Origin of the sequence: Prevotella sp. P5-108 (assembly GCF_002251385.1) — a bacterium.
Taxonomy (GTDB): domain Bacteria; phylum Bacteroidota; class Bacteroidia; order Bacteroidales; family Bacteroidaceae; genus Prevotella.
Genome location: NZ_NPJJ01000025.1, coordinates 48,313 through 73,033, shown reverse-complemented (window position 1 = coordinate 73,033; position 24,721 = coordinate 48,313). Strand labels below are relative to the sequence as shown.

General features: G+C 54.9%; 16 protein-coding genes. 2 read left to right on the top strand and 14 right to left on the bottom strand.

All coding sequences use genetic code 11. The features are described from left to right. Window positions 1–76: 76 nt before the first annotated feature. From CIK95_RS04285 to CIK95_RS04275, 3 genes are all read right to left on the bottom strand, one after another. Entirely contained in the window at window positions 77–2,368 is a 2,292-nt protein-coding gene (locus CIK95_RS04285) for a beta-glucosidase (protein ID WP_094466356.1), read from the bottom strand. Further along, the gene (locus CIK95_RS04280) at window positions 2,365–3,873 is read right to left on the bottom strand and encodes a glycoside hydrolase family 28 protein (RefSeq protein WP_094466355.1); all 1,509 of its coding nucleotides are present in this window, start codon (window positions 3,871–3,873) and stop codon (window positions 2,365–2,367) included. Before CIK95_RS04280 ends, CIK95_RS04285 begins: the two co-directional genes overlap by 4 nt. A 73-nt stretch (window positions 3,874–3,946) precedes the next feature. Then, the gene (locus tag CIK95_RS04275; RefSeq protein ID WP_094466354.1) at window positions 3,947–5,431 is read right to left on the bottom strand and encodes a glycoside hydrolase family 28 protein; all 1,485 of its coding nucleotides are present in this window, start codon (window positions 5,429–5,431) and stop codon (window positions 3,947–3,949) included. Between the two features lie 260 nt (window positions 5,432–5,691). On the opposite strand from CIK95_RS04275, the gene CIK95_RS04270 reads away from it, so the two are divergent. Beyond that, a complete protein-coding gene (locus CIK95_RS04270; RefSeq protein WP_022310635.1) occupies window positions 5,692–5,919 on the top strand; it encodes a hypothetical protein in 228 nt (75 codons plus the stop codon). Between the two features lie 101 nt (window positions 5,920–6,020). On the opposite strand, the gene CIK95_RS04265 is transcribed toward CIK95_RS04270, so the two are convergent. The 7 genes from CIK95_RS04265 to CIK95_RS04245 all read right to left on the bottom strand — a co-directional run bounded on the left by CIK95_RS04265 (window position 6,021) and on the right by CIK95_RS04245 (window position 18,535). Beyond that, a complete protein-coding gene (locus tag CIK95_RS04265) occupies window positions 6,021–7,319 on the bottom strand; it encodes an alpha-L-fucosidase (protein ID WP_094466352.1) in 1,299 nt (432 codons plus the stop codon). An 892-nt stretch (window positions 7,320–8,211) separates the two neighbouring features. Further along, the gene (locus CIK95_RS12755) at window positions 8,212–8,661 is read right to left on the bottom strand and encodes a hypothetical protein (RefSeq protein ID WP_144007725.1); all 450 of its coding nucleotides are present in this window, start codon (window positions 8,659–8,661) and stop codon (window positions 8,212–8,214) included. Between the two features lie 938 nt (window positions 8,662–9,599). After that, window positions 9,600–10,187, bottom strand: coding sequence for a hypothetical protein (locus tag CIK95_RS12750; RefSeq protein WP_144007724.1), 588 nt, complete (start codon window positions 10,185–10,187; stop codon window positions 9,600–9,602). A gap of 490 nt (window positions 10,188–10,677) precedes the next feature. Then, complete coding sequence (locus CIK95_RS04260) at window positions 10,678–12,816, bottom strand: M6 family metalloprotease domain-containing protein (RefSeq protein ID WP_158215085.1); 2,139 nt, start codon at window positions 12,814–12,816, stop codon at window positions 10,678–10,680. A 206-nt stretch (window positions 12,817–13,022) separates the two neighbouring features. Continuing rightward, on the bottom strand, window positions 13,023–13,919 hold the full coding sequence (locus tag CIK95_RS04255; RefSeq protein ID WP_094387936.1) for a Calx-beta domain-containing protein: 897 nt from the start codon (window positions 13,917–13,919) through the stop codon (window positions 13,023–13,025). 31 nt (window positions 13,920–13,950) lie between these two features. Continuing rightward, window positions 13,951–15,489 (bottom strand): RagB/SusD family nutrient uptake outer membrane protein, encoded by a 1,539-nt coding sequence (locus CIK95_RS04250; RefSeq protein WP_022310336.1) that lies wholly within the window; start codon window positions 15,487–15,489, stop codon window positions 13,951–13,953. Between the two features lie 28 nt (window positions 15,490–15,517). After that, the gene (locus CIK95_RS04245; protein WP_094387937.1) at window positions 15,518–18,535 is read right to left on the bottom strand and encodes a SusC/RagA family TonB-linked outer membrane protein; all 3,018 of its coding nucleotides are present in this window, start codon (window positions 18,533–18,535) and stop codon (window positions 15,518–15,520) included. 528 nt (window positions 18,536–19,063) lie between these two features. Here CIK95_RS04245 and CIK95_RS04240 point away from each other — a divergent pair. After that, window positions 19,064–19,423, top strand: coding sequence for a hypothetical protein (locus tag CIK95_RS04240; RefSeq protein WP_094387938.1), 360 nt, complete (start codon window positions 19,064–19,066; stop codon window positions 19,421–19,423). Window positions 19,424–20,153: 730 nt separating this feature from the next. Here CIK95_RS04240 and CIK95_RS04235 read toward each other — a convergent pair. From CIK95_RS04235 to CIK95_RS04220, 4 genes are all read right to left on the bottom strand, one after another. Continuing rightward, window positions 20,154–20,912 carry a DUF1573 domain-containing protein gene (locus CIK95_RS04235; protein ID WP_094466350.1) on the bottom strand — a complete coding sequence of 253 codons (759 nt, stop codon included), beginning with the start codon at window positions 20,910–20,912 and terminating at the stop codon, window positions 20,154–20,156. Between the two features lie 110 nt (window positions 20,913–21,022). Next, window positions 21,023–22,453, bottom strand: coding sequence for a BT_3987 domain-containing protein (locus CIK95_RS04230; RefSeq protein ID WP_094387940.1), 1,431 nt, complete (start codon window positions 22,451–22,453; stop codon window positions 21,023–21,025). Window positions 22,454–22,487: 34 nt separating this feature from the next. Continuing rightward, window positions 22,488–23,690, bottom strand: coding sequence for a DUF1735 and LamG domain-containing protein (locus tag CIK95_RS04225; protein WP_094387043.1), 1,203 nt, complete (start codon window positions 23,688–23,690; stop codon window positions 22,488–22,490). A 41-nt stretch (window positions 23,691–23,731) separates the two neighbouring features. Further along, on the bottom strand, window positions 23,732–24,712 hold the full coding sequence (locus CIK95_RS04220; RefSeq protein WP_158214704.1) for a glycoside hydrolase family 18: 981 nt from the start codon (window positions 24,710–24,712) through the stop codon (window positions 23,732–23,734). Between the last annotated feature and the right edge of the window lie 9 nt (window positions 24,713–24,721).

Sequence of the window (24,721 nt, the reverse complement as noted above, 5' to 3'; positions counted from 1 at the left end):
GCCCCATACAACAAGAGCGGGGAGGCATGCCATAGACAGGCACGTCTCCCCGCTCTCTTTGTATGGGGCAGACCGCTTAGCGGAGCACGCCGTTGACCCGCTCGACGACGAGGGGTGCCGACACCTGGATGTGGGCTTTCAGCCGGGCATCGCGGGCATTGGCGCCAATCTCGAGGGTATAGTCGCCGGCATCGAGTACCCATGCGTTCTGCGCCTCGTCGAAGCAGGCGAGGTCGCGCTGGGTGATGGTGAGACTGAGGGTCTCGCTCTCGCCGGGCTGGAGCGTGCGGGTCTTGCCAAAGGCGACGAGCTGATGGCGCAGCGAGCGCACGGGGGCATAAACCTGTACCACCTCCTTGCCGGCGCAGGTTCCAGTGTTGGTGACCTTGACGCTGAGGGCGAAGTTGCCATCGGCCTGGGCGCGGCAGACGGCGTCGCTGTAGGCGAAGGTGGTGTAGCTGAGTCCGAAGCCAAAGGGATAGGCCACAGGGCGGTTGAAGGTGTCGAAGTAGCGGTATCCCACGTACATACCCTCAACATAGTCTACGTAGTGTACGTTCTTAATGGCCGGTGTACGCGGTATCTTGGGGTAGTTACCGATAGCTTTGGGGCCGTGGTAGTCGTAGGGGAAGTTGTCGTGGGTGCTGCAGTCTTCGTAGCGCAGAGGGAAAGTCATGGTCAGGCGGCCCGAGGGACACACCTTGCCGGTGAGCACGCGGCATACGGCGTCGCCGGCTTCCTGTCCGGGCAACCACGAGAGCACCACTGCGTCGGCAAGCGAGCGCCAGGATGCCACCTCGACCACGCCCGACACATTGAGCACCACTATCACGCGCTTCCGGGCGGCGTGGAAGGCTCGGCTCACCTGGGCTATCAGCCGATGTTCGACGTCGGAGAGCAGATATTCTGTCGCATGCAGGCGGTCGGCTCCCTCACCACAGCTGCGGCCGATGGTGATGATGGCGACATCATCGGTCTGGGCGCTGCGGGCTATCACAGCCGAGTCGATGGTGAGCTCGGGGATGGCGGCGTAGCCCAGCGGGTCGTAGGCGCGGGCTGCGATGGTATCGCGGATGATGCGCTGGTAGGTCTGTGCCACGTCGGCATTGGTCTCGACGCCCACATTGGCAAATCCCTCAAGGAGATTGACGGTGTGGGGGGTCTTGACATTGCCCGAGCCGGTGCCGACGGAGATGAAGTTGTAAGAGGAGACGCCAAACATGCCCACGCGCCGGGTCTCCTTGGCGAGGGGCAGGGTCTGGTTATGGTTCTCGAGCAGCACGATGCCTTCCTCGGCAGCCTCGCGCGACTTGATGGCGTGGGCTTTGAGGTCGGGGTTCTCGCTATAGGTGCGGGGGGTGATGCGCTCGGTGCGGGCTACAAACTGGAGCATACGGCGGGCACAGCTGTCGAGGGCAGCCACAGAGAGGGTACCGGCCTTGACGGCGGCCTTGATCTCCTGACGCTGCTGGGCGGTGCCGGGGGCAAGCAGGTCGTTGCCAGCCCAGATCTCGCGGCCGGAGTCGCGCCATCCGGGGGCTGCCCAGTCGCTCACCACGAAGCCGCGGAAGCCGAAGTCGCCGCGGAGGATGGTGGTAAGCAGGTCGCGACTCTCCATACACTGCTGGCCGTTGATCATATTGTACGCACTCATCACCGACCAGGGATCGCTCTCACGCACGGCTATCTCGAAGGGCTTCAGGTAGAGCTCGCGCAGGGGTCGCTGGGCGATGCGCACATCGACGTCCTTGCGGTTGGTCTCCTGGTTGTTCACGGCAAAATGCTTGAGGGTGGCGCCGACATGCTGGCTCTGGATGCCGCGCACAAAGGCTGCCGCCATCTTACCGGTGAGCAGCGGGTCTTCGGAGTAGTACTCGAAGTTGCGGCCTCCGAGCGGGTCGCGGTGCAGGTTCATGCCCGGGCCGAAGATGAGGTCGAGCCCGTATTCATGGGCCTCGTTGCCGATGGCCTCTCCCACCTCATAGATGAGGGGCTGGTTCCACGACGAGGCAAGGGCGGTGCCGATGGGGAAGCCGGTGTGGTAGTAGCGGCGGCTCTGGCCCTCGCGCATGGTATCGATGCGGAGTCCGGCAGGACCGTCGGTGAGCGCGGTGGGCGGGATGCCGAGGCGGGGGATGGGCGAGGTGGTTCCGGCAGCACCGGGCACGAGCTTCTTGGTGTTGCCATAGCCGGTGAAGGTCTCGTTGCCGGCGCCCACGACGATGTTGATTTTCTCGTCGAGGGTCATGTGGGCGAGCACGTCATCGACATTGTCGCGGGTGAGCTGCGGCGCCTTGCCGCAGGCCACCATGACGAGAGCGAGCGCCATGGCGCCCATGCTCAGAGGGGTGAAGAGCTTACGTTTCATTGCTTGGAGTTATCGTAGATTTGTCCGTTCTTCTTGCCGAAGGGGTAAGAGATGTTCTCAAACTTGACATTCGAAGCGTCGTCGAGAACGAAGGCAGGACGGAAGTCGTCGTTGCGGAGCAGGAGGTTGACATTGCGGAAGGTGACGCCATCGGCATGGCGCACGTAGAAACCGTAGCAGGGCAGCTCGCCAAACATATCAAACTCGGGATAACGGTTGATCTGCTCGGGTATCTTGCTGAGCTCGCCCATGGTGAGGTAACGCAGACCCTTGTCGGCTCCACCGGGGTAGATGATGGTGACATTGTCGATGAGCACATTGCGCACCTTGACGCCAGGGATGCCCACGATGCTCGAAGGCATGGGGTTGCGCATGGTGTTGGTGATGGGGCCGCGCAACTTATAGCCTACATCGGGGCGCTCGAAGGGAACTTCGCACACCATGTTGCGGATGGTCACACCATCGACGATGCCGTCGCGGCGGTCGGCCTGGCGCTTGCCTAAGCGGATGAAGATGGGGTTGCCGGTATTGAGGGCGTGGATATTCTCAACGAGCACGTTGCGCACTTCGCCGCCGTCGACAGCCTCGATGGCTATGGCAGAGCGGAAGGTGTCGCTGACCTTGATGTCACGGATGGTGATGTTCTTGAAACCACCGGCAGAGTTGGTACCGAACTTGATGGCCGACGCCGAGCTCTCCACAGCGCAGTTGTAGACCTGGATGTCGTCGCAGGCGAGCTCGAGCTTGTCTGACTTGAGGCAGATACCGTCGTCGGCAGCATTGACGTGGCTGTCGCGGATGATGACGTGCTGGCAGTCTACGATGTCGATACCGTCGTTGTTCCAGTAGGCGCGGTTGAGCACATCCACGCGCTCGATGAGCAGGTTCTTGCACTGGAAGAAGACGAGTCCCCAGCAGGCGCCGTTGCGCAGATGGAGTCCGCTCACCTCGATACCGTCACAGGCATTGATGGTGAAGAGGTTGGGGCGCATGGCCTCACGTGGGCGGTTGAGTCGGTCAAAGTAGTTGGGGTCGGGGCGCACGCCAGCCTTGTGCAGGCTGTCGATAGCGAGAGCCAGCTCGCAGCCGCGGGCGTCGATGGTACCCTCGCCGGTGAGCTTGATGTTCTTGGCTTGGTATGCCTCGATGAGCGCGAGGCTCAGATAGTTCCACTTCTTAGGGTCGCTGCGGTCGGCGCCCTCCTTGGTGATATCGATGTAGTCATAGGGATTGGTACTGCCCAAGAGGGTGGCGCCGCTCTTGAGGTGGAGCTCGATATTGGAACGCAGCTCGAGGGTACCGATGACATAGTTGCCGGGCTCGAAGACGATGGTGCCGCCGCCCTTACGACTCAGGTCGTCGATGGCGCGCTGGATGGCGGGAGTGTTGACGGTCTGACCGTCGGCTACGAGTTTGAGAGCCGTAGAGCTCACGGTCTTGGCAGCTTCGGCCACAGTGGCAACGAGCATCATGGCTGCCACGAGGATATAGTTACGGTATTTCATAATGTTTGCTATGGGCAGCGTCTGCCCGATGATAGTTGTGGTTGTTATTAATGTCTATATAAGTATATGTAGATTAATCGTGACGATGGCACTTGCCACAGTGCTTGGGCTCGGGCAGAGTGATGTTGACTCCCTCGTCCTTGTAGCCGTTGACATTGACCTGGCAGATGGCGGGACGGAAGTCGCGGTCGCGCAGGGTGAGGTTGACATTGCGCAGGGTGATGCCCTCGACGTGGCGCAGGAAGAAAGCCCAGGCGGGGAGCTCGCCAAACATGGTGAACTCAGGGTAGCGGTCGTAGTTTTCGGGAACCTCGGGCGCCTTGACATAGGCCATACCCTTGTCGGCACGACCGGGAGCGCTGATATTGATGTTCTCGAGCACCACGTTCTCTACAGGATGACCGGGCCAACCGGTGATACTTGAGGGGAAGGGGTTGTGGAAGTAGCTCACCTCGGGGCCGCGGATATCATAGTCGGTGTCGGGACGGCCGAAGGCGAGCTCAACATCCATATTGCGCAGGGTGATGTTGCGGATATAGCCCTGGTCGTTCTTGGCACGGTTGCCCAACTTGACGAAGATGGCGTTGCCGGTATTGGTTGCCTTGAGACCGTCGACTACGATGTTCTCGATCTGCGAACCGTCGACGCTCTCGATGGCGATGCACGAGCGGAAGGTGTCGATTACGCGGATGTTGGTAATGGTGATGTCGCGGAAATTGCCCCAAGTGGCAGTGCCGAACTTGACAGCCGAGGCAGAGCTGCGTATCTCGCAACTGTCGATGACGAGGTTCTGGCTTACGCCGCGCTTGTGGTAGCTCTTCAGGCAGATACCGTCGTCGGCTGCGTTGATGCGGCAGTTGGTGATACGCGAGTCGCGGCAGTCGGTCATGTCGATACCGTCGTTGTTCCAGTAGGCACGGTTGTAGACATCGAGGTGATGGAGATTCATATTGGAGCAGAGGTCGAAGGAGAGACCCCAGCAGGCGCTGTTGCGCAGATGGAGGCCGGCGATTTCGACTCCGTCACACTCGGAGAAGAAGAAGAGCTTGGGACGCATGATCTCACTGGGACGACGCAGACGCTTGCTGTAGTTGGGGTCACTCTTCACGCCACATTTCACGAGCGAGTCGATGGTGAGCGCCAGCTCCTGACCCTGTCCGTCGATGACTCCCTCGCCGGTGAGGGCGATATTGCGGGCACCCTGGGCGAGCACGAGGGCATACTTGGAGTTGTCCTTGCGCACCACGTCGCCGTCGCCCATCACCTGCAGCTGGTAATAGTCATCGGGATTGGTGCTGCCCAAGAGCACGGCACCGCGCTCGAGGTGGAGCTCTACCCCACTCTTCAGCTGGATGGCCCCGGTGAGGTAAAGGCCCTTACTGATTGACAACTTGCCACCGCCCTTCTTAGACAGACGGTCGATGGCGTTCTGGATAGCTTCGGTGTTAAGGGTCTTGCCATCGGCAACGAGCTTGAGCGACGCCGAGGTAACCACTTTGGCGGCGCTGAGGCTGAGCGACAGCATCGCCATGAGGATGAATGATACGGTCTTCTTCATGATAAGGCAAAGATAGCAAAAAACAGAGTGACACACAAAAAGTTTAGCATTAATTCGTGTTATTTTTTCAATCATTCAAGTAATTACTGGGCAGGGCGAGGCAAGGACTGATAATTACCGCCTGGGGTTTAGATAGTTTAACGATTAGGATTTGAGCGGTTAGAAGAATAGTGTTAGCTTTGCATGACAGAGAGTACATGTGCCCAGAACCCGAGGACAAGTACGGCAATGCCCCTTACAACAATAAAAAAACTACTGTTATGAGTAACTACACCTCGCTGGACGAACCGCAATTACTGGTGTCTGTTTCAGACCCCTCGCTACTGGGGAAACTCAAGAATGCAATAAAGATGCTGGATGGCGTCAGCGCAGTCACTGTGCTCAAACCCAAGAAGACAGAATTGGAGATGGCCAGAGAAGATGCCGCAGAAGGAAGAGTGACCCAATGGAGTTCGGTAGATGAAATGTTTGATACTGTTCTGAACTGAGTCCTCCCCCTCTCCCCATCCCCAAGCTCAAGGATATGTCAAAGCCCGAAACCTGCAGATGGTTTCGGGCTTTGTTGGTTCTCTTGGTGAGAGGCGGCAGACTATTTGAGAGTCAGCTCAACGATGGTGTCCACACCCTTGGGCACAGCGGGGAGCTCGAGGGTCACGCCCTCAGCGTTCTTGCTGACACGCACCTTCTGGTGACCGTCAAACATACGCGCACTGGCCACACGGCGTTCGGTGAGGGGGAGGAAGAGGGCACGGTCCTGGCAGTTCATGATATGCACATAGAGGGTGTTGCCCTTCTGGGTGGTAACGCCCCAGTCATGGGGACGCACGATGCCACCGCGGGTGCCGTAGATGGTCTCGCCATAGCGGCCCATCCAGTCACCAATAGCCTTGAGGCGCTCTACAGCCTCTACGGGCAGCTTGCCGTCGGGGCGGGGACCGATGTTGATGACATAGTTGGCATTGTTGCCGGCAGCCTTGATGATGTGCTGGATGATATATTCAGAGCTCTTGTACTTCTTGTCGGTGATGTCGTAGCCCCAGACCTTGTTCATGGTCATCACAGTCTCCAGAGGCAACTGTCCTATCACCGTTCCCTTGGAATAACCGGCTGTGTTCTGACCGGGCAGGTCCTGCTCAAAGGTTTGCAGGTCTTCGCCGGGCTTGGGGGCCTTGTGGTGGTTGTTGGCCACGAGACAGCCGGGCTGCAGGCGGTGGATAAGGCTGTACTGCTCGTCGAGACGCCAGTCAAACTTGGGGTTGTTCTTCTGGTCCCAGTAGCCGTCAAACCAGATGGCACCGATGGGGCCATAGTTGGTGAGCAGCTCGGTGAGCTGGTGCTTCATGAAAGCGAGGTAGGAGTCATAGTTGTACTGGTCCTTGGGCTTGCCGATACCCATACCGCTCCATCCCTGAGGATAGTCGGGGCGCGACCAGTCTACGTGTGAATAGTAGAGGTGGAGCTTGATGCCATACTTCTGACAGGCATCAGCGAGCTCTTTGAGCACATCGCGGTGGAAGGGAGTACCATCGACGATGTTATAGTTATTGGCCGATGTCTTGAACATCGAGAAGCCATCGTGATGACGGGTGGTAAAGGTGACGTAGCGGGCACCGGCGGCCTTGAACGCCTTGACCCATTCCTCGGCGTCGAACTTGGAGGGATAGAAGCCGTCGGCCAGGTGGGTATATTCCTTATAATTAATGTTGCGGTTACTCATCACCCACTCGCCGTTGCCGAGCATGGAGTAGAGTCCCCAGTGGATGTAGATGCCAAACTTATTGTCCTGGAATTCGGTACGGGCCTTGAGGATTTCGGGCGAAGCCTGATACTGAGCCGAGGCGGTAAGGCATGCCACCATCAGCAGGAGTAGTGTTGAAATTTTCTTCATGACATTGATGATTGTTATAACGCACACAAAGTTAAGGATTTTGGCTGAAAGAGCCAAACGAATGTCCGCTTTTTAGCAGACTATCCCCCAAGATTTTGAGAACCCCGCCATAGACCGAGGACAAGCCATGGAAGTAGCAGAGGCCAATGCATGAATTTACCCCCAACCTACCCAAGAGGGTAAATAGCGATTTGACACCCGACAACGGCACAGGCAGTACGGTGCAGACGGTACGCACCCCCGGCAAGTCTGTAGGAGTTGCGATTACATAGCCCAAGGTTGAGGTGCGGAGTTGTTTTACCTTGGTCAATGATATAGGCAGTACGGCGCAGACGGTACGCACCCCCGGCAACTCTGTAGGAGTTGCGATTTCATAGCCCAAGGTTGAGGTGCGGAGTTGTTTTACCTTGGTCGATGATATAGGCAGTACGGCGCAGACGGTACGCACCCCCGGCAACTCTGTAGGAGTTGCGATTTCACAGCCCAGGGTTGAGGTGCGAAGCGCCTCTACCCTGGGTATGGGTACAAAAAAGGTAGCAACGCTGTAAGTGTTGCGCTTAGCCGTAGGCGTTACCTCCAGCAGGATAATGGAAAAAAAAGGTGTAGACGATTATTATTAACCGAGCATAACGCCTTCGGCTAATCGCAACTCCTTCAGAGTAGCTATAATAGTTGTGCAGCTACCCAGGGTAGCGGACTACGCCCGCTACCCTAAGCTGGGGAAGCGCAACTCCTACAGAGTTGCTGCTGCTGACAAGCCCCGCAACAAAAGGGACCAGCAGCGTACCCCACCCCAGTCTTCCCATGAGGGTAAATAGCGATTTGACACCTGACAACGGCATAGATAATACGGCGCAGACGGTACACATCACCGGCAACTCTAAACCGAAGGTCACCGGCGCGGCGCAATGCGACGCGGAAAGGTAATGGAGTTGTGATTACATAGCCCAAGGTTGAGGTGCGGAGTTGTTTTACCTTGGTCAATGATATAGGCAGAACGGCGCAGACGGTACGCACCCCCGGAAACTCTGTAGGAGTTGCGATTACATAGCCCAAGGTTGAGGCGCGGAGTTGTTTTACCTTGGTCAATGATATAGGCAGAACGGCGCAGACGGTACGCACCCCCGGAAACTCTGTAGGAGTTGCGATTACATAGCCCAAGGTTGAGGCGCGGAGTTGTTTTACCTTGGTCAATGATATAGGCAGTACGGCGCAGACGGTACACATCACCGGCAACTGTGAACCGAAGGTCATCGGCACGGCGCAATGCGACGCGGAAAGGTAATGGAGTTGCGATTACATAGCTCAAGGTAGAGGTGCGGAGTTGTTTTACCTTGGTCAATGATATAGGCAGTACGGCGCAGACGGTACGCACCCCCGGCAACTCTGTAGGAGTTGCGATTACATAGCCCAGGGTTGAGGTGCGAAGCGCCTCTACCCTGGGTATTGGTACAAAAAAGGTAGCAACGCTGAACCGAAGGTCACCGGCGCGGCGCTTTGCGACGCGGAAAGGTAAAGTGTTGCGTTTAGCCGTAGGCGTTACCTCCAGCAGGATAATGGAAAAAAAGGTTTAGACAATTATTATTAACCGAGCATAACGCCTTCGGCTAATCGCAACTCCTTCAGAGTAGCTATAATAGTTGTGCAGCTACCCAGGGTAGCGGACTACGCCCGCAACCCTGGGCTGGGAAAGCGCAACTCCTACAGAGTTGCTGCTGCTGACAAGCTCCACAACAAAAGAGACCAGCAGCGTACCCCACCCCAGTCTTCCCAAGAGGGTAAATAGCGATTTGACACCCGACAACGGCATAGGCAGTACGCCGCAGACGGTACGCATCCCCGGCAACTCTGTAGGAGTTGCGATTACATAGCCCAGGGTTGAGGTGCGAAGCGCCTCTACCCTGGGTATTGGTGCAAAAAAGGTAGCAACGCTGTAAGTGTTGCGTTTAGCCGTAGGCGTTACCTCCAGCAGGATAATGGAAAAAAATGTGTAGACGATTATTATTAACTGAGCATAACGCCTTCGGCTAATCGCAACTCCTACAGAGTAGCTATAATAGTTGTGCAGCTACCCAGGGTAGCGGACTACGCCCGCAACCCTGGGCTGGGAAAGCGCAACTCCTACAGAGTTGCTGCTGCTGACAAGCCCCACAACAAAAGGGACCAGCAGCGTACCCCACCCCAGTCTTCCCATGAGGGTAAATAGCGATTTGACACCTGACAACGGCATAGATAATACGCCGCAGACGGTACACATCACCGGCAACTCTAAACCGAAGGTCACCGGCGCGGCGCAATGCGACGCGGAAAGGTAATGGAGTTGCGATTACATAGCCCAAGGTTGAGGTGCGGAGTTGTTTTACCTTGGTCAATGATATAGGCAGAACGGCGCAGACGGTACGCACCCCCGGAAACTCTGTAGGAGTTGCGATTACATAGCCCAAGGTTGAGGCGCGGAGTTGTTTTACCTTGGTCAATGATATAGGCAGAACGGCGCAGACGGTACGCACCCCCGGAAACTCTGTAGGAGTTGCGATTACATAGCCCAAGGTTGAGGCGCGGAGTTGTTTTACCTTGGTCAATGATATAGGCAGTACGGCGCAGACGGTACGCACCCCCGGCAACTCTGTAGGAGTTGCGATTACATAGCCCAAGGTTGAGGTGCGGAGTTGTTTTACCTTGGTCAATGATATAGGCAGTACGGCGCAGACGGTACACATCACCGGCAACTCTAAACCGAAGGTCACCGGCGCGGCGCAATGCGATGCGGAAAGGTAATGAAGTTGCGATTTCATAGCCCAGGGTTGAGGTGCGGAGTTGTTTTACCTTGGTCGATGATATAGGCAGTACGGTGCAGACGGTACGCACCCCCGGCAACTCTGTAGGAGTTGCGATTTCACAGCCCAGGGTTGAGGTGCGAAGCGCCTCTACCCTGGGTATTGGTACAAAAAAGGTAGCAACGCTGAACCGAAGGTCACCGGCGCGGCGCTTTGCGACGCGGAAAGGTAAAGTGTTGCGTTTAGCCGTAGGCGTTACCTCCAGCAGGATAATGGAAAAAAAGGTGTAGACGATTATTATTAACCGAGCATAACGCCTTCGGCTAATCGCAACTCCTTCAGAGTAGCTATAATAGTTGTGCAGCTACCCAGGGTAGCGGACTACGCCCGCAACACTGGGCTGGGAAAGCGTAACTCCTACAGAGTTGCTGCTGCTGACAAGCTCCACAACAAAAGGGACCAGCAGCGTACCCCACCCCAGTTCTCCCAAAGGGCTTACAACTACAACCCACATCGCCGACACCATGTCCACAGAGGACACGATGTCGGCGATGCCTATATATATTAATAAGGTGTAACCCTTACTTCACTACCTTATGGCCGTTGATGATGTAGACGCCGTGGGGGAGCGAGCTGGCGTCGGTGCCGAGATAGACACCCGAGAGGGTGTAGATGCCCACCTTGGCGGGACGCGAAGAGGGGGTGTAGACATTGTCGATACCCGACTCTACGCTGGTCTGGATTTCAACCTCATCGAGGAAGAGACGGCAGGAGTTGAAGGTGAGCTGCGTCTTGCCCGATGCTCTCAGCGTGGTGCTGCAGTCGGTCCACTGGCCTTCGGTCAGGTTGAAAGTAGTGGTCGACAGCGTACCGTTGCTGGTAGAGAGGGTGAGCGTATTGCTGTTGTTCTTGTCGAAGGGAGCAGCCTTGAACTTGATGGTGACAGGCGTGTTGGCGTCGACATTGAATGAAGGACTCGTCAGATGATAGGTGCCTGATGCGTTGCCATTGCGGCCGATGACCGCACACTGGTAAGCGCCCTTGAGGGTCATGCCAGCTTCCCATCCTGTAACATCGGGTTCGAAAGTACCATTGGCAAAGTTTTTTGCTTGCAGGAGGTTGTCGGGCTTGTAGAAGCCCTTGTCGTCGTTGGCACCGGTACCGAGACAGCGGTCGAAGGTCTCCTTGAGCAGATAGCCTTCCTGAGAAGCGCCGTTGTTGAGGTTGGCAAAGTTGAACGAAGCCAGACCGCCCGAGCAAGACATCTTGCTGATGAGGATGTTCATAAGCATCCTGCCGTTGTTGTCGTTATACACCACACAGGCCGGACTGGTGTTATTGCCCAGACTGTTGTGTCCGCCATAGGGCCATGCGTCGCCCGCCTCTGTTTCACCGCTCTTGACATTGTCAGCAGGGATGATGGTGATGCGCTCGTGGTCGTTGCCTCTATCAGGAGTATTGGGGCAGTTCCACTGCCAGAGAGTAGGATTATAGTCGATATGATTGATCATAATGCCCGAAGCCGCGATATACTTGTCCCAACCTTCCTGCTGACGGTTCTCGATGAGATAGTACTCATTGCTGCTGCCGGGGTTGGTCACTTTGTAGACTTCGCCACCCTTGGCAGTGGTCTTCAGGTCCTTGACGCTGCAGGTAAGAGTTTCAGAGAGGTCAACGGGCTTAATCCATCCGCCGACCATCTTCTCGTAAGCGGTGTAGCCGGCAGGACAATACTCGTTGCCATTGTAGCTGCCCGAGCACATGAGGTCCCAGGTGCCCATGCCATACCAGGTGTTGCTGGTACCAGAGTTGCCGCGGGTGTCATACATGTCGGGATAACCCAAGCAGTGGGAGAACTCGTGGCAGATGGTGCCGATGCCCATATAGCTGCTGGCACTGCGCAACTCGTTGGAGCAGGCGTAGACGCTGACATACTTGTTGCCATACTTCACGGGCGAAGCGAGCTGCCACTTGTGGGGCCATACGGTATTTTTACCGCCACCAGTAGCCTCGCCACGGCCGGCATAGATGACATAGACTTCCTCGACAAAGCCGTCGCCGTCCCAGTCATAGGGCGAGAAGTCGAGGCCATCGGCATAAGCCTTGTTGCAGGCATCAAGTATCATACCACGGGCGTTCTGGTCGTTGCCGTTGACATTGCCACCATAAGAAACCTGCGAGCCGAGGGTATAGGGACCTACCACGTCGAAGGTGATGTTGAACACGCCACCGCTCTGGGCGCTGAAGTAGTCTGCCACGCTGCCTACAAACTTACCTTCTTTGAGACCTTTCTCATTGGCCACGCGGTTGTAGTAAGCCTGGGGGTCGTCCATCGTGAAAGCGACGTCAGAGAACTGGGCGAGGATAATGAGGCAACGCTTCTCGCCGGTGAAGTTGACACGCTGTGCCACCTTCTCTCTCCACGACTTGCGCTGCTTGCCCTGACTGCGGGCAGGCTCCATCTGGCTGCGCATGTTGGTGGCGTTGAGCTGCAGCTGCTGCATGTCTGCCACACGCAGCACATCGTTGCTCTCAAGGGTGTAACAGGCGCCGTTCTCGGCTTTCCAGTAACGCATAAACTCGTCGCCACACAGCTGTACGCGAACAGTCTTGCCATCGGCAGTTTTGAAGATGCGCCACACGCTTGGGTCGGCGGGGACGGCATGGACTGCTACTGTAGCTACCAACAGCAACAGTGCAGTAAGGAATCTTTTCATCATGATTTGAATTATTTTATTTGACATTTTTGTCGATAACGTGTTCATTAGCAAACTCGTATGCAAAAATAATTATTTTTTCCAACCTAACGGCTATCATCGGGCAACAAAATGAGGTCATGGCATAAAAAAAGATTGCCAGCGCTGTGCCGGCAATCTTTTTTATTGTCATTTCCGCATGAGTCATCACGCAGATTTCAGCTAATCGATTAGCGTACCATGGTAATGCTCTTGGCAGAGAACCATATATAACCCGTGAATGAACCGTTGGAACCGAAGATACCACCACACAAGACCTTGTCGGCATCGAAGGTGACAGTCTTGAAGTCTGCACTCCAGGTACCACCGATAGGCTCGGTAGTAAGATTTCTACCGTCTTGAGAGAAGAGACATACGTAGTTAGGAGCATTGCCAAGACCGAAGTCTACACCGTCGGCAAACTTGTAAGAACCCAGTTCGTCGAATGCCAGTGAGCCCTGTTTGGTAGCCTTGTCGTAGTCATACTTGAGCACGGCCATTGTCCAGTCATAGCCCATCATGCCAGAGACATAGAGATAGTGGTTGTAGTCCTCGCTTTCCTCATCGCCGCCGGTCACGGTTACCGACCACTCCTTGGCAGCACCATTGGCGTCGACGCACTTCATCTTCCATACACCCTGGAGTTTCTCATAGAACTCAGAGTCGTTGTCACGAAGTACAACATTGGTAGAAGAGTTGGCGCCTACCTTGGCGCCATCGGCAGAAACGATATATACTTCGAAGGTACGGTTTTCATTGATTTCATCGTCATCGACGGTCTTGACTTCTACCTTGCCGGCACCGTCAGAGATGACGATGGTGGTATCAGTAACCATATAGTTGACGTCCTTCTTGGCAGGGTTGCTGCCCGACTCTCTCATTGACACATGTACACGCACGGGAGCTGTAGTCTCACCTTTGACAACGATAGGCACATTGAAAAGACCTGCACCTTCCTTGACCTTGACTTCTGTCTTGCCCATCTCGACGGTTACGTCGGCATTGGTGTTCCAGCTGGCATCATCGTCCGAGCAGGCCGCAAAGAAAGCGGTCACTGCAAGGAGCATAAACAATTTGATATATTTCATACTGTGATGTATTCTTTAATAGTTATACTGATTAATCGGCGTATCCGGGGTTCTGCTGAGTCTTCAGCTTGGGGTTGCTGTCGAGCTCGCTCTGAGGAATAGGCCATGTGTAACGATAGTCACCAGCCTTATAGGTAACGCTTGCGCTCTTCACGGTAATGATACCGTTGATACCCATAGCGGCAGGATAGTCGGCAGTACGGCTGAAGCCGAGACCCAGACGACGCAGGTCGCTCAGACGGAAGCCCTCGCCTACAAACTCAAGCTGACGCTGACGCAGAGCCGAGGTGAGCAGCTGCTCAGAGGTGAACGAAGCGGCCTGATAGTCCTCGATACGGTTCTTGAGGAAGGTGTTCAGATAGCTTGAGCCATCCACATTGGTGCGGGCAGCAGCCTCGGCAGCGATGAGGTACATCTCAGAGAGACGGAAAGGCTTGCACATGTTGACCAGGTTGTTAGCGCTACCGGTACGCAGTGAGCTGTTGCCGGGGAACTTGACAAACTGGTACAGAGCATAGGTGCTACCCTCGACCTTTACACCCTCGTTGACCTCGAAGAATGTGTCGAAGCGCACGTCGCCTTCAACAGCGAAGGTATTCAGAGTGGCGTAGGTGGGGATATAGTCGCAAGTCTGGTTGTCGGAAGAGATGTAAGCACCACCTACCGAACCGCCAAGCTCAGTATTTGACATGAAGGGGCGGAAGATCACCTCGGTACCGGCGTCATTGGTCCAGAGCTTCTTGTAATCGGCAATGGTGGTAAGAGTATAGGCACCGTTGGTGATTACGTCCTTGGCCTTGGCAAGAGCTGTGGGATAGTCGCCCTTGACGAGAGCCACACGAGCCATCATAGCCTCTACGGCAAACGAAGATACGTAAGCGGCGTTGGGCTTGAGCAGGTCGGCTACATCACTGGCACCGCTGGCCTCGTAGGCCTTGATGCCGTCGTAGGCATTGGCAAGGTCGGTCTCGATGAGACTGAAGGTCTCTGCCAATGTGCTGCGGTCGGGATAGTAGGACGCATTGGATGTAGGATAGTAGACCGTCTGCAGGGGCAGACCAGAATGCTCTGCCTCGGGATTGGTCTGTGTGTAAGACTGGCAGAAGTGGTCGGCCAGGAAGAAGTAAGCATAGGCACGGGTAAACGAAGCCTCTGCGCGATAGCGTTTGATGGCAAGCACCTGGGCATCGGTAAGACCCTCCTGACCCAGCAGCTTGTCGGCCTCTTCCATCAGCTTGTTACAGTTCTTGATGACGCTGTAGCAGCTACCCCACATGCTCTCGATTTCGCCGGTAGAAGCGAGGATGTTACCGCTGTTGAGCTCACCGTTACGGTTACCGTTGCTCAACAAGCCTACAAACTCGTCGGCTACCAGGTCGGGCTGGTAGAGCCAACCGCCGGAAGTAAGACCGCGAAGATTGCTGTAGAGGATGTTACGGAACTGATAGAGGTCCTTCTCGTTGCGAATTGCGGACTGGTCGTCGAGAGCTCCGAAGGGCTTCTGGTCCATGCTACATGAAGTAACGAACAATGTCGCAAGCAACATCAGTGAAAAATATATTTTTTTCATATTCTTTTCCATTTATCGTGTTATATTGTTAGAATGTAACTTCGGCACCGAGCACGAACTGGCGGGTGTTAGGATAGTTGAACTTAACCAGGTTGATATCGGGCTCTGGGTCATAACCAGAGAACGAAGTAATGGTGAAGAGGTTACGAGCGATACCAAATACCTTGAAGCCCTTGACATAGCGCAGAGGAGCAAGCCACTTCTTGGGCAGGTCGTACTGGAGGCTCAGGGTCTTCATACGCAGGAATGAAGCGTTGTCGAGCAGATTGTCGTCGAGCATGGTCACGTTGTATCCAGCAGCAGGGATGTCGGTAATCTGACCGGGCTTGGTCCAGATGTTCAGCATCTTGGTCTGCTGGTTCCATGAAGTAGCGTTGGCGGGGTTGGCGGTGAAGACTTCCTCGTTCATCAGCAGGTACTTGCCGTTCTGCCAAGCGAAGTCAGCGATGATGGCAAAGCCCTTCCAGGTGAAGTTGGTACCGAAACCACCAATCCAGGGGGCATAACGGTTCTTGCCAGTCCATACTGTACAGTTCTCCTCGCTGAAGGTCTTGGTGATGTTGCCATCCTTGTCGTACCACATGGGGGCACCGTCGCGTGGGTCAACGCCTGCACGGCGGGGCAGATAGAACTCACCATAGCTGCGGCCTACCTCATAGCGTACACCGGTATTGGCGATGGTATAGTTGTCACGACCGGCAAAGAGCTCGGTGATTTCGTTCTTGTTGTAACCTACGTTGGCCTTGAAGGTCCAGCGCATGTCGCGAGTCTTGATGATGTCTACATCGACGTCGGCTTCAAATCCCTTGTTGACCATCGAACCTACGTTACCCACACCAGCAGAGAAACCAGTGGTGAAAGAGTAAGGAACGTCCATAATCATATCGGTACTCTTGTTCTTGTAGAGGTTGATGTTGACACCCAGACGGTCGAAGACGCGGGCATTGATACCGAAGTTGAGCTTGTCCACCTTCTCCCAAGTCAGCATATAGTTGGCAGCCTGTGCGATACCCAGAGTGGTCTGGCCGTTGTAGAGCGAACCCTGGCCATAGAGACCGAAGTACTCGTAGGCACCAGGACCTGCGTCACTACCGGTAGTACCATAGTTGAGACTCAGTGAGGCATCGTTGAGCCAACTTACGTCCTTGAGGAAGCTCTCCTTCTTGGCATCCCACTTCACACCGAGTGACCAGAAGGTACCCCAGCGGTGGTCGGGAGCAAACTTAGAGCTACCGTCGCGACGGATAGAGCTGTAGAAATAATACTTCTCCTTGAAGTTGTACTCCAGAGTGGCGAAGAGTGAGTTGGCAACAACCTTGGTCTGAGCGTCCTCGAGGTCAGAGAGGGCAACGTTAGTACCGCTGGTGATGTTCATCAGACGGGCATCGGCATGACCTGTTGCGAAGGCACCAAACTGCCAGTCCTTGGTGATGCGGGTTTCCTCACCAACCAGCACGTCGATGTTGTGGTCGCCAAAGCCCTTGCGGTATTCAGCAGTGTGGATGAGGTTGTACTGATAAGAAGAGGTATAACGGTTCTGTACGGCACCGGTATTCATCGAGCCTACAGCGCCATCACCTACAATGTCGCCCATAGGAGTCCGGAAAGTCTCCCAAGGCAGGTTGCGGTTGTCGAGGGTCTGGTTGACCAGCTCGAGCGACTGCTGGGCGGTCAGGGTAAGACCGTCGATAGGAGTAAGCACCTCATTGAGTGAAGTGTTGAGGGTGATACGCTTGCGGAAAGAGCGACGGTATCTGCTGTCCTGTTCCATGGTCTTCATACCAGAGTAGTGCAGATAGTCGGCCTTGGCGCCCTTGATGAGCTTGCCGCTGTCGTCGAAGCTATAATAATAAGGTACGTCGAAGGGCAGAGCCTTACGGGCAAATACCAGAGGGTTGTTAGTATAAATGCTGCTGGCACTCTGCATGGCGCTCCATACGGCGTTCTGCTCGAAGTCCTGTACACCGATGTTGGCGCTGTAGCCCACCTTGAAGAACTTGTTCAGACGAGCGTTGATACGGGCATTGAGGACAGAGCGCTGCATAGCAGACTTCTCTACCAGACCCTGCTGCTTGTGGTGGTTGTAAGACATATAGTAGTTGACTGTCTGGCTACCGCCCTGCATGGTGGCATTGATATCATAAGTAGGAGCCGAACTGCTCAGCACCTCGTCATACCAGTTGGTATTGAGGCCGTAGTTCTTGACCAGATTGCGGATTTCGTCGCTCACGGGCTGACCGATAATATCGCGGAACTGTACGTACTGCTCAGAGTTCATCATCTCTGCACCGTCGGAAGTAGGAGAAGAAACACCCCACTGGGCCTTGACGCTAACCTGGGCGCTCTCGTTGTAACGACCCTGCTTAGAGGTGATAAGGATCACACCGTTGGCAGCACGCGCACCGTAGATAGAAGTAGAAGCAGCATCCTTGAGCACGGTGATATTGGCAATGTCCTCAGGGTTGAGGGTGCTGAAGAATGAAGAGCTGATAGGTGCACCATCCAGAATGAAGAGGGGCTGGTTGCTGGTCTGCAGGAAGTTGACACCACGCAGACGGATTGTAGCTGTGGTCGAAGGGTCACCGGCTGAGCTGAGCACAGACAGACCAGAAACCTGACCGGCAAGAGCGTCGGTGAAGTTAGGGGTAACAATCTTGCCGAGCTTTTCAGAGCCTACAGTACCGATGGCACCTACAACGGCACCCACCTTCTTGGCCTGGCCGTAACCGGTAACCACTACTTGCTCCAATACATGACTGTCGGGGTCGAGCACGACCATCATGTTGGCAGAGGCTTTAAGACGCTTGGTAACCATACCGATGGATGAAAACTCGAGTTCAGCGTTCTTGCTGTTTACCACGAGCGAGAATTTTCCATCAATGTCTGTGGCGACACCAGTCTTGGTGCCTACGACTTTAACAGACGCACCAATTACAGGCTCGTTGTCTTCGCTGCTGACTACGGTACCTGTAACTTTTGTTTGTGCCAGCGCCATTCCTATGCTCAGGAAGAGGCAGGCAAAAAACATCGATAGTCTTTTTTCCATAAAATCTCTCTCTTTTAAATTAAAAACTATATTAACTATTATTATTATTTCATCCTCAATGACAAGTTTTCGGGGTCTTACCACCGTCTCCGGCAGCATTATGCTGACATTTTGGAAACCAAAAGCGCAAAAAACAATCCTTTAAGCACAACCTTAGAGCCGTTTTTAAGTCGTTTTGCAACTATATGTACGTGCAAAATTAATAGTATTAATGATAAATAGCAAAAATTATACAAAATATTATTACGGGGTTAACGTTTATTAACTATTAAAGGAGCTTTCAGATGATTTATATCAAGGATTGCGACTGTAGAAGATAACAAATTATAATTAGAAAGCCACAATATTTAACGGATTGTTATCGATAGGGGTATATTTAATCATTATTTATTCATCCGAGGTAATGTTAAAAACCTCAAACTGCCAAATCAGCGTTTTCGAGTTGGCTTATAGCATAGTAGGAGGGCTACCCCGCGTCCGTTTCCCACCACGTCCACCCCTTTTCCTCCCGCATTTGCAAGCAGCGGGATGATTGTTGTGATGGCGGAGGTTGGCGACACCCACACCGAGACCTATGCAAAAAGTCCCGAGCACAGCCTAATGACGCCCGAGCACATCGAAAACCCGATTTCGTGGTGTGAAATGGTGATTGCAAGCCAGGATATCCATTATGCAAGCTACGAAATGACGATTTCACACCGTGAGCGTCGTTTTACGATGTACATTGACGGGATGGGGCAAGACAATAAAAGATACAAAAAGCCGATGGCGTCTTCTGAAGGCTCCGCCTTAGTGGCGCTGACGGCATCGGCAGGAGGAGAGGCCCCTCCCTTAACCTTCCCCAAGGGGCGGGAGTTCATACTTGGTGTGTTTAAGGCGTTTAGATAAAACTCCTTCCCCTTGGGAAATACTGGGATGGCCCCAAGCGGCATCTCCTACATCCATGGACACGAACAACATATCCCTCATGACGAACACCACGTAAGCAGCGGCAACTCCTACATCCATGCACACGAACATTATACCCACCATGACGAAACCGTCGTAAGCAGCGGCAACTCATACATCCATGCACACGAACATTATACCCTCCATGACAAAACACACATAAGCAGCGGCAACTCTGTAGGAGTTGCGTTTCCCCAGCCCAGGGTTGCGGGCGAAGCACGCTACCCTGGGTAAGCGCCCCCACTAACCTTGCTACTCTGTAAGAGTTGCGATTAGCCGTAGGCGTTATTCTCAATCTTATGGTTTCCGCCTGCCCAGTGCTTGCAGATAGCCTGCTGCGGGTAACGCCTTCGGCTAAACGCAACTCCTACAGAGTTGCTTCATCTTATTATTCATGTACCCAGGGTAGAGGCGCTGCGCACCTCAACCCTGGGCTATGAAATCGCAACTCCTACAGAGTTGCCAAGGGTGCGCACCATCCACAATGGACCACTTATATCATTGTCATCCCCTTGCAGCATCAACGAATGGAGGACGACAACCACAGCGTTACCCCCAACCGCCCCACTCCACCTTATTATATATATAGGGCGCACCTCTCTGCCCACATCTGGGCACTAAAAAAACCCAGACCGGGTGGGGCTGGGGCTCTTGATGAAATATGAGAGACTTAATTCAACAGTCTGAACTTCTGGGCTACATTCCACTTCACGACGAGGGGCTTTGCCTCCTTGCCGTTGACCACGGGGATGACGTGGATGCGGCGGGTGGCGTAGTGGCGACGGAAATAGAGGTAGCTCACGTGTATCGACTTGCGCTCGTGGGGCTGGAGACGCACCATAGAGGGCATCTTGAGCACCGTATTGTTGGGCACACGCTTGAACTGGATGGTCATCGGCTTATCGGTGTCGTTGGCGAGCTTCAGCTCGAAGGTGTGGGTCTGCCCCACGGTCAACTCGGGAAACGGCAGCAGCTGCTGGTTCATGAAGAGGCCGTGTCCGTAGTCGAAGGGATGGTCTTCACGCACGGGGTGGACCATAGGCACGATGTTGGCCTTGACCCAGAGACGCACGTAAGCCGAACCGTCGTTGACGAGCACCACCACCTGCTTGACAAAGTTGCCCTGCTTGTGGTCGGGGTCGAGCGACACGGTGACCCGGGCTGTCTCGCCCGGACGCACGGCACGCTTGGTATAGTCGGCGACCATGCAGCCACACCACGTGTTGACTGCCGAGATGGCCACGGGACTCTTGCCGTTGTTGCGCAGACGGAAGACATGGACCACCTTACCGTCTTTCTCGTAGATGGTACCGAAGTCGTGGGTGCGCTCTACGGGCTTGAACGTCTCAAGAAACTGTGGTTCGCCCTGTGCCTGTGCCGTGAGTGCCGTGAAGAGTGAAAGTATGAGGAATAGCAATGATTTCATCATGTCATTATCCTTGGATTGTTAGGGAAGTATAGGGTGCCCACGCCCCAATCATGAGGAGGGGCACCCCTGTCAACGCTATCGATTGAACTGAATCAATCTTCTATGCATGTTCAGTCTACGAAGGTGAGTCCCCAAGTTGTGGAGACATAGCTTGCGCCCCATCCATAGTTGCCGTAGCTCCAACCCCAGTGGTTGGGATCGAGCGTCTGCTCTACCTTGACATAACGGGCATTGACAGCACCATAGAGTACATACCACTGGCTGCTCCAGCTCTCACGATAGGTGCCCTTGCCATTGACATCGCCCAGGTCTACCCAGTTGGCATTGTCCTCGCTCAGATAGAAGCGGAACGACTTGCCGGGAGAACAAGAGAGCTTGAAGGCACCCACCTTGTGTACGGCTCCGAAGTCTACGACAAACGAGGCATTGTCGATATTGAACTGAGAGAACTTCCATGTCGACAGTTTGAGTTCATCCTTATTGTAGTTGACGGCAGAGATACACTTCCAGGCGCTGATGTCGCTCACGGCTGTACCCAGCAGTGCTGTAGGATTGTCCTGGATGAGGCTCTCCTCGGTGGTCACCACGAGATAAGCCACCTGGCTGTCGAGGGTCACCTTGGTGCCGTTGGCATACTCAGCTACGAGTCGCAGCGGAGCCACATAGCCTGCCTCGGTCAGCGTCTGACCCAGCTCGGTGGGCAGCTCCACATGGAGTTGGGCGCCTTGACTTCCAGCAGCCACCGTGGCAGCTGTCACCTCGAGGGCACCAGCCACATTGGCGGGCAGTGACTTGTAGTTCTTGCCGTTCTCGGTGTTGTAGGCATCCACGAGGCTGTTGTCTACGGTAGCCGACACCTTCACATCACTGTCGAGCGCGAAGTGCAGGCTCACGTTATAGTCGGCCTTGACCTCGCCAAAGACTCCCACGGGAGTGCGCACGATGCTGCTCTTGGCTGAGTTTGAGCCTGCGAGATAGACCATATCGTTGGTGGTATGGATGGCTACATAGTAGACGCCCATCTCCTCGCTTGCCACCACGGGACGGTCGGTATCGAGGGACCCCTCCTTGACGGCGGTGAGTCTGAGGGGCACCACATACTCGGGCTCGGTCAGACGGGCACAAGCCTCGGCGGGGATGGTCACCTTGAGAGGTTCGGAGGCCACGTTGGCTCCGGCGCTGATGCCCGTCTTCTCCAGCTGGATGGCAGCGAGCACATCGGCAGGCACGGTGGTGGCCACGCCGTTATATTCCTTGTTATATTCAGATACCATTGTGGTGTCGGGGGCGGCACTAATGGTGATGCTGTCTGCCGAAGCATACTGCAGACGCGCCTTGACGTTGGCGGTGATGTCGCCGAAAGAGCCTACCGGTGTGTGGTAGACGGTACACTCGGTCACTTTGGCTACCGACTGGTCTACGTAGATGAGGTTGTTGTTGGAACCGTCTACATCGTAGGCCTCGTCGTCGCTACAGCCGCTGAGAGTGGCTGTTCCAAGGAACAGCACTCCACAGGCGATATATAATTTGTTCAGTTTCATTGATTGTAAGTTTTATCGGTTAGACGACACTGTATTAGTAGGGGCACTTATGATTGGGCACCCATGATGGTGAGCCACTCTTGGCCACGGCGTTGTATCCATGACCGGTCTGGTCGAGGATCGAACCGTCTTCCTGCTGGTCTGTACCGCAGAAGCGCCAGTATGCGATGAGTCCCGGTGTGTGGGGGTCTACATAGCAGATGTTGTTGAGCAGGTCGGCAGGAGTGCGGGCAACGTTCCATACGCGGAATTCACTTACGCGGCCGTTGAGATAGCGGCCTCCGGCAGAGTAGCCGATGGCGAAGGGACCGTTGTTGTCGCCGTATGAGGTTCCGTAATCATAGCTCCACACGAGCGAGATGTCGCCAGTAGCCTTGACAGGGTCACCCATAGGTTCGCCGTCGAGATACATGGTAATCTGAGAGCCGTCATAGACACAGGCAAAGTGGCACCATTTCTTGGTGGGGAAGTGGGTGGGGAATGTGGTGGGGTGAGCCGTTCCCTTGTCGGGCTTGTCCCAAGAGGGCGCACCGGTCTTGCCACCGGCGAGCTGCAGCTGGTCGGGGTCGCACGATACGTCGCCGAAGCGCAGCAGGAAGTTCTCCTCGCATCCCATCAGTGAAGAGATGTAGGGATTGGTGTGGCAGAAGTCGTTGACATATACTTTGCACTCCATAGTGAGCTGGGAGAGATGACCCAGGGCCTCGTTGTTGCGGAAGCCGGGAACCAGGAATGGCCTGCCGTTGATGTCGGCCACGTCGGTAGTGATGATGGGCACGAAGACGATGTATGCCACCGAGCCAGCCTCGAGCAGATTGCCATCGCTCTTGACGCGCACGGGCAGACAATAGTTCTTGCCTTCCTCAAACTGTGATGGATCGCCTATCATCAACTTGGCCTGAGATGACACAAAGTTACCCGGGGTGATGGTAACGTTGGCATCCTCGATGCTGTAAGCCGATGTGGGAGGCACGATGTAGCTCGAGTTGTTGGCCTTGTTGTAGGCGTCGAGCAGCTCGGGGGCAGCCTCAAAGGTGGCCGTGACGGGGGCGCTCACCTTGCCGGTGCAGGTGACAGAGAGGTCTACCTGGTCGGCGCCCTCAAAGCCCTTGCGTATGGTATTCTTCTGCATGGTGCCCGTGATGTAAACCACATCGCGGTAGTCGCCATTGCTCTCCTGACAGGCGGCGAAGACCAGGGCTACCATAGCCATCATAAATAATCTTATCTTATTCATAATCGTTGTTCTAAATCTTTATACTGTTACTAATCACGGTTTTAGTGGATAGCAGGGTTCTGGATTTGGATGCCGTGGCGCATATTGGCGTAGTTGCTGCATCCATAGCCAGTGTTGATATAGTCGCGGTGCATGAAGAAGGCACCAAAACCACCCTTGCGGCCAGTGCTGGGCTGATAGCGGGCATAATTGAGCAGCTGTCCGCACTCAGCAGCCTTCCAGTTGTCACCCACGTTCTCGGTATAGACCACCTTCTCGGTAGGACAGCCACTGAAGGGCACGCGACCGGGGCTTCCGCCATAGGTCTGGTTGACATACCAGTTGGTAAACTTATTGGTATTGCCGCTGGGGGCACTTCCGTAGTAGTCAATGCAGAGTAGCATGTTGGGGTTGCCCTTGATGGTAAATCCGTCGGGATAGGTAAAGGTGCTGTCGGGCGATGCCATGGGGCCGACGAACTGGCCTACATACTCCACGAAGTAGTCGAGGTTGCCACCGGAGAGCGGGTCGCCCTCAGGCTCATAGTCCATGTCGATACCGTCGAGTCCATTCTCAAAGATGGGACGCAGCAGGTCCTGGGCGTAGGCACGCATGGCTGCCTGGGGGTCGTTCTGCTTTACCCAGATAGAGTCGTAGAACTCTGGACGGGTGCGGATGCGGATGATGGTAGGTACCACGAGCCGGGTACCCTTGACTTCCTGCACATACTTCATCTCACGATATACCTCGGGCAGATAGTGAGTATCTACGTGGGTAGAGTCGTCAGAGGGGATGCCACCCCAGAGTGAGCAGATATCGAGCGAGTCGGGCAGACCGAGGAAGCGGGTAGCCAGCGAGGTGCTCTGGGTGTAGTCGGCGAACCATCCCCAAGCGATGGAATGGTCACTCTTCTTGTAGTCGCGCAAGTTCTTGTAATACTGCGGGCCGTAGGTGGTGGGGGCAACCACCGTGGCGTTCTCTACATCGGTATCGCATGAAGCAAACATGCAGGCGATGAGCAGCAGCGGCATAATATATTTCATTATTTTCAT

What these genes read in the sequence shown, in the direction of transcription:
- CIK95_RS04220 (WP_158214704.1), bottom strand. Translation starts at nt 24,712, where the DNA reads ATGAAATATATTATGCCGCTGCTGCTCATCGCCTGCATGTTTGCTTCA.
- CIK95_RS04265 (WP_094466352.1), bottom strand. Translation starts at nt 7,319, where the DNA reads ATGAAGAAAATTTCAACACTACTCCTGCTGATGGTGGCATGCCTTACC.
- CIK95_RS04240 (WP_094387938.1), top strand. Translation starts at nt 19,064, where the DNA reads ATGATTGTTGTGATGGCGGAGGTTGGCGACACCCACACCGAGACCTAT.
- CIK95_RS04235 (WP_094466350.1), bottom strand. Translation starts at nt 20,912, where the DNA reads ATGATGAAATCATTGCTATTCCTCATACTTTCACTCTTCACGGCACTC.
- CIK95_RS04285 (WP_094466356.1), bottom strand. Translation starts at nt 2,368, where the DNA reads ATGAAACGTAAGCTCTTCACCCCTCTGAGCATGGGCGCCATGGCGCTC.
- CIK95_RS04230 (WP_094387940.1), bottom strand. Translation starts at nt 22,453, where the DNA reads ATGAAACTGAACAAATTATATATCGCCTGTGGAGTGCTGTTCCTTGGA.
- CIK95_RS04260 (WP_158215085.1), bottom strand. Translation starts at nt 12,816, where the DNA reads ATGATGAAAAGATTCCTTACTGCACTGTTGCTGTTGGTAGCTACAGTA.
- CIK95_RS04250 (WP_022310336.1), bottom strand. Translation starts at nt 15,489, where the DNA reads ATGAAAAAAATATATTTTTCACTGATGTTGCTTGCGACATTGTTCGTT.
- CIK95_RS04225 (WP_094387043.1), bottom strand. Translation starts at nt 23,690, where the DNA reads ATGAATAAGATAAGATTATTTATGATGGCTATGGTAGCCCTGGTCTTC.
- CIK95_RS04280 (WP_094466355.1), bottom strand. Translation starts at nt 3,873, where the DNA reads ATGAAATACCGTAACTATATCCTCGTGGCAGCCATGATGCTCGTTGCC.
- CIK95_RS04245 (WP_094387937.1), bottom strand. Translation starts at nt 18,535, where the DNA reads ATGGAAAAAAGACTATCGATGTTTTTTGCCTGCCTCTTCCTGAGCATA.
- CIK95_RS04275 (WP_094466354.1), bottom strand. Translation starts at nt 5,431, where the DNA reads ATGAAGAAGACCGTATCATTCATCCTCATGGCGATGCTGTCGCTCAGC.
- CIK95_RS04270 (WP_022310635.1), top strand. Translation starts at nt 5,692, where the DNA reads ATGAGTAACTACACCTCGCTGGACGAACCGCAATTACTGGTGTCTGTT.
- CIK95_RS04255 (WP_094387936.1), bottom strand. Translation starts at nt 13,919, where the DNA reads ATGAAATATATCAAATTGTTTATGCTCCTTGCAGTGACCGCTTTCTTT.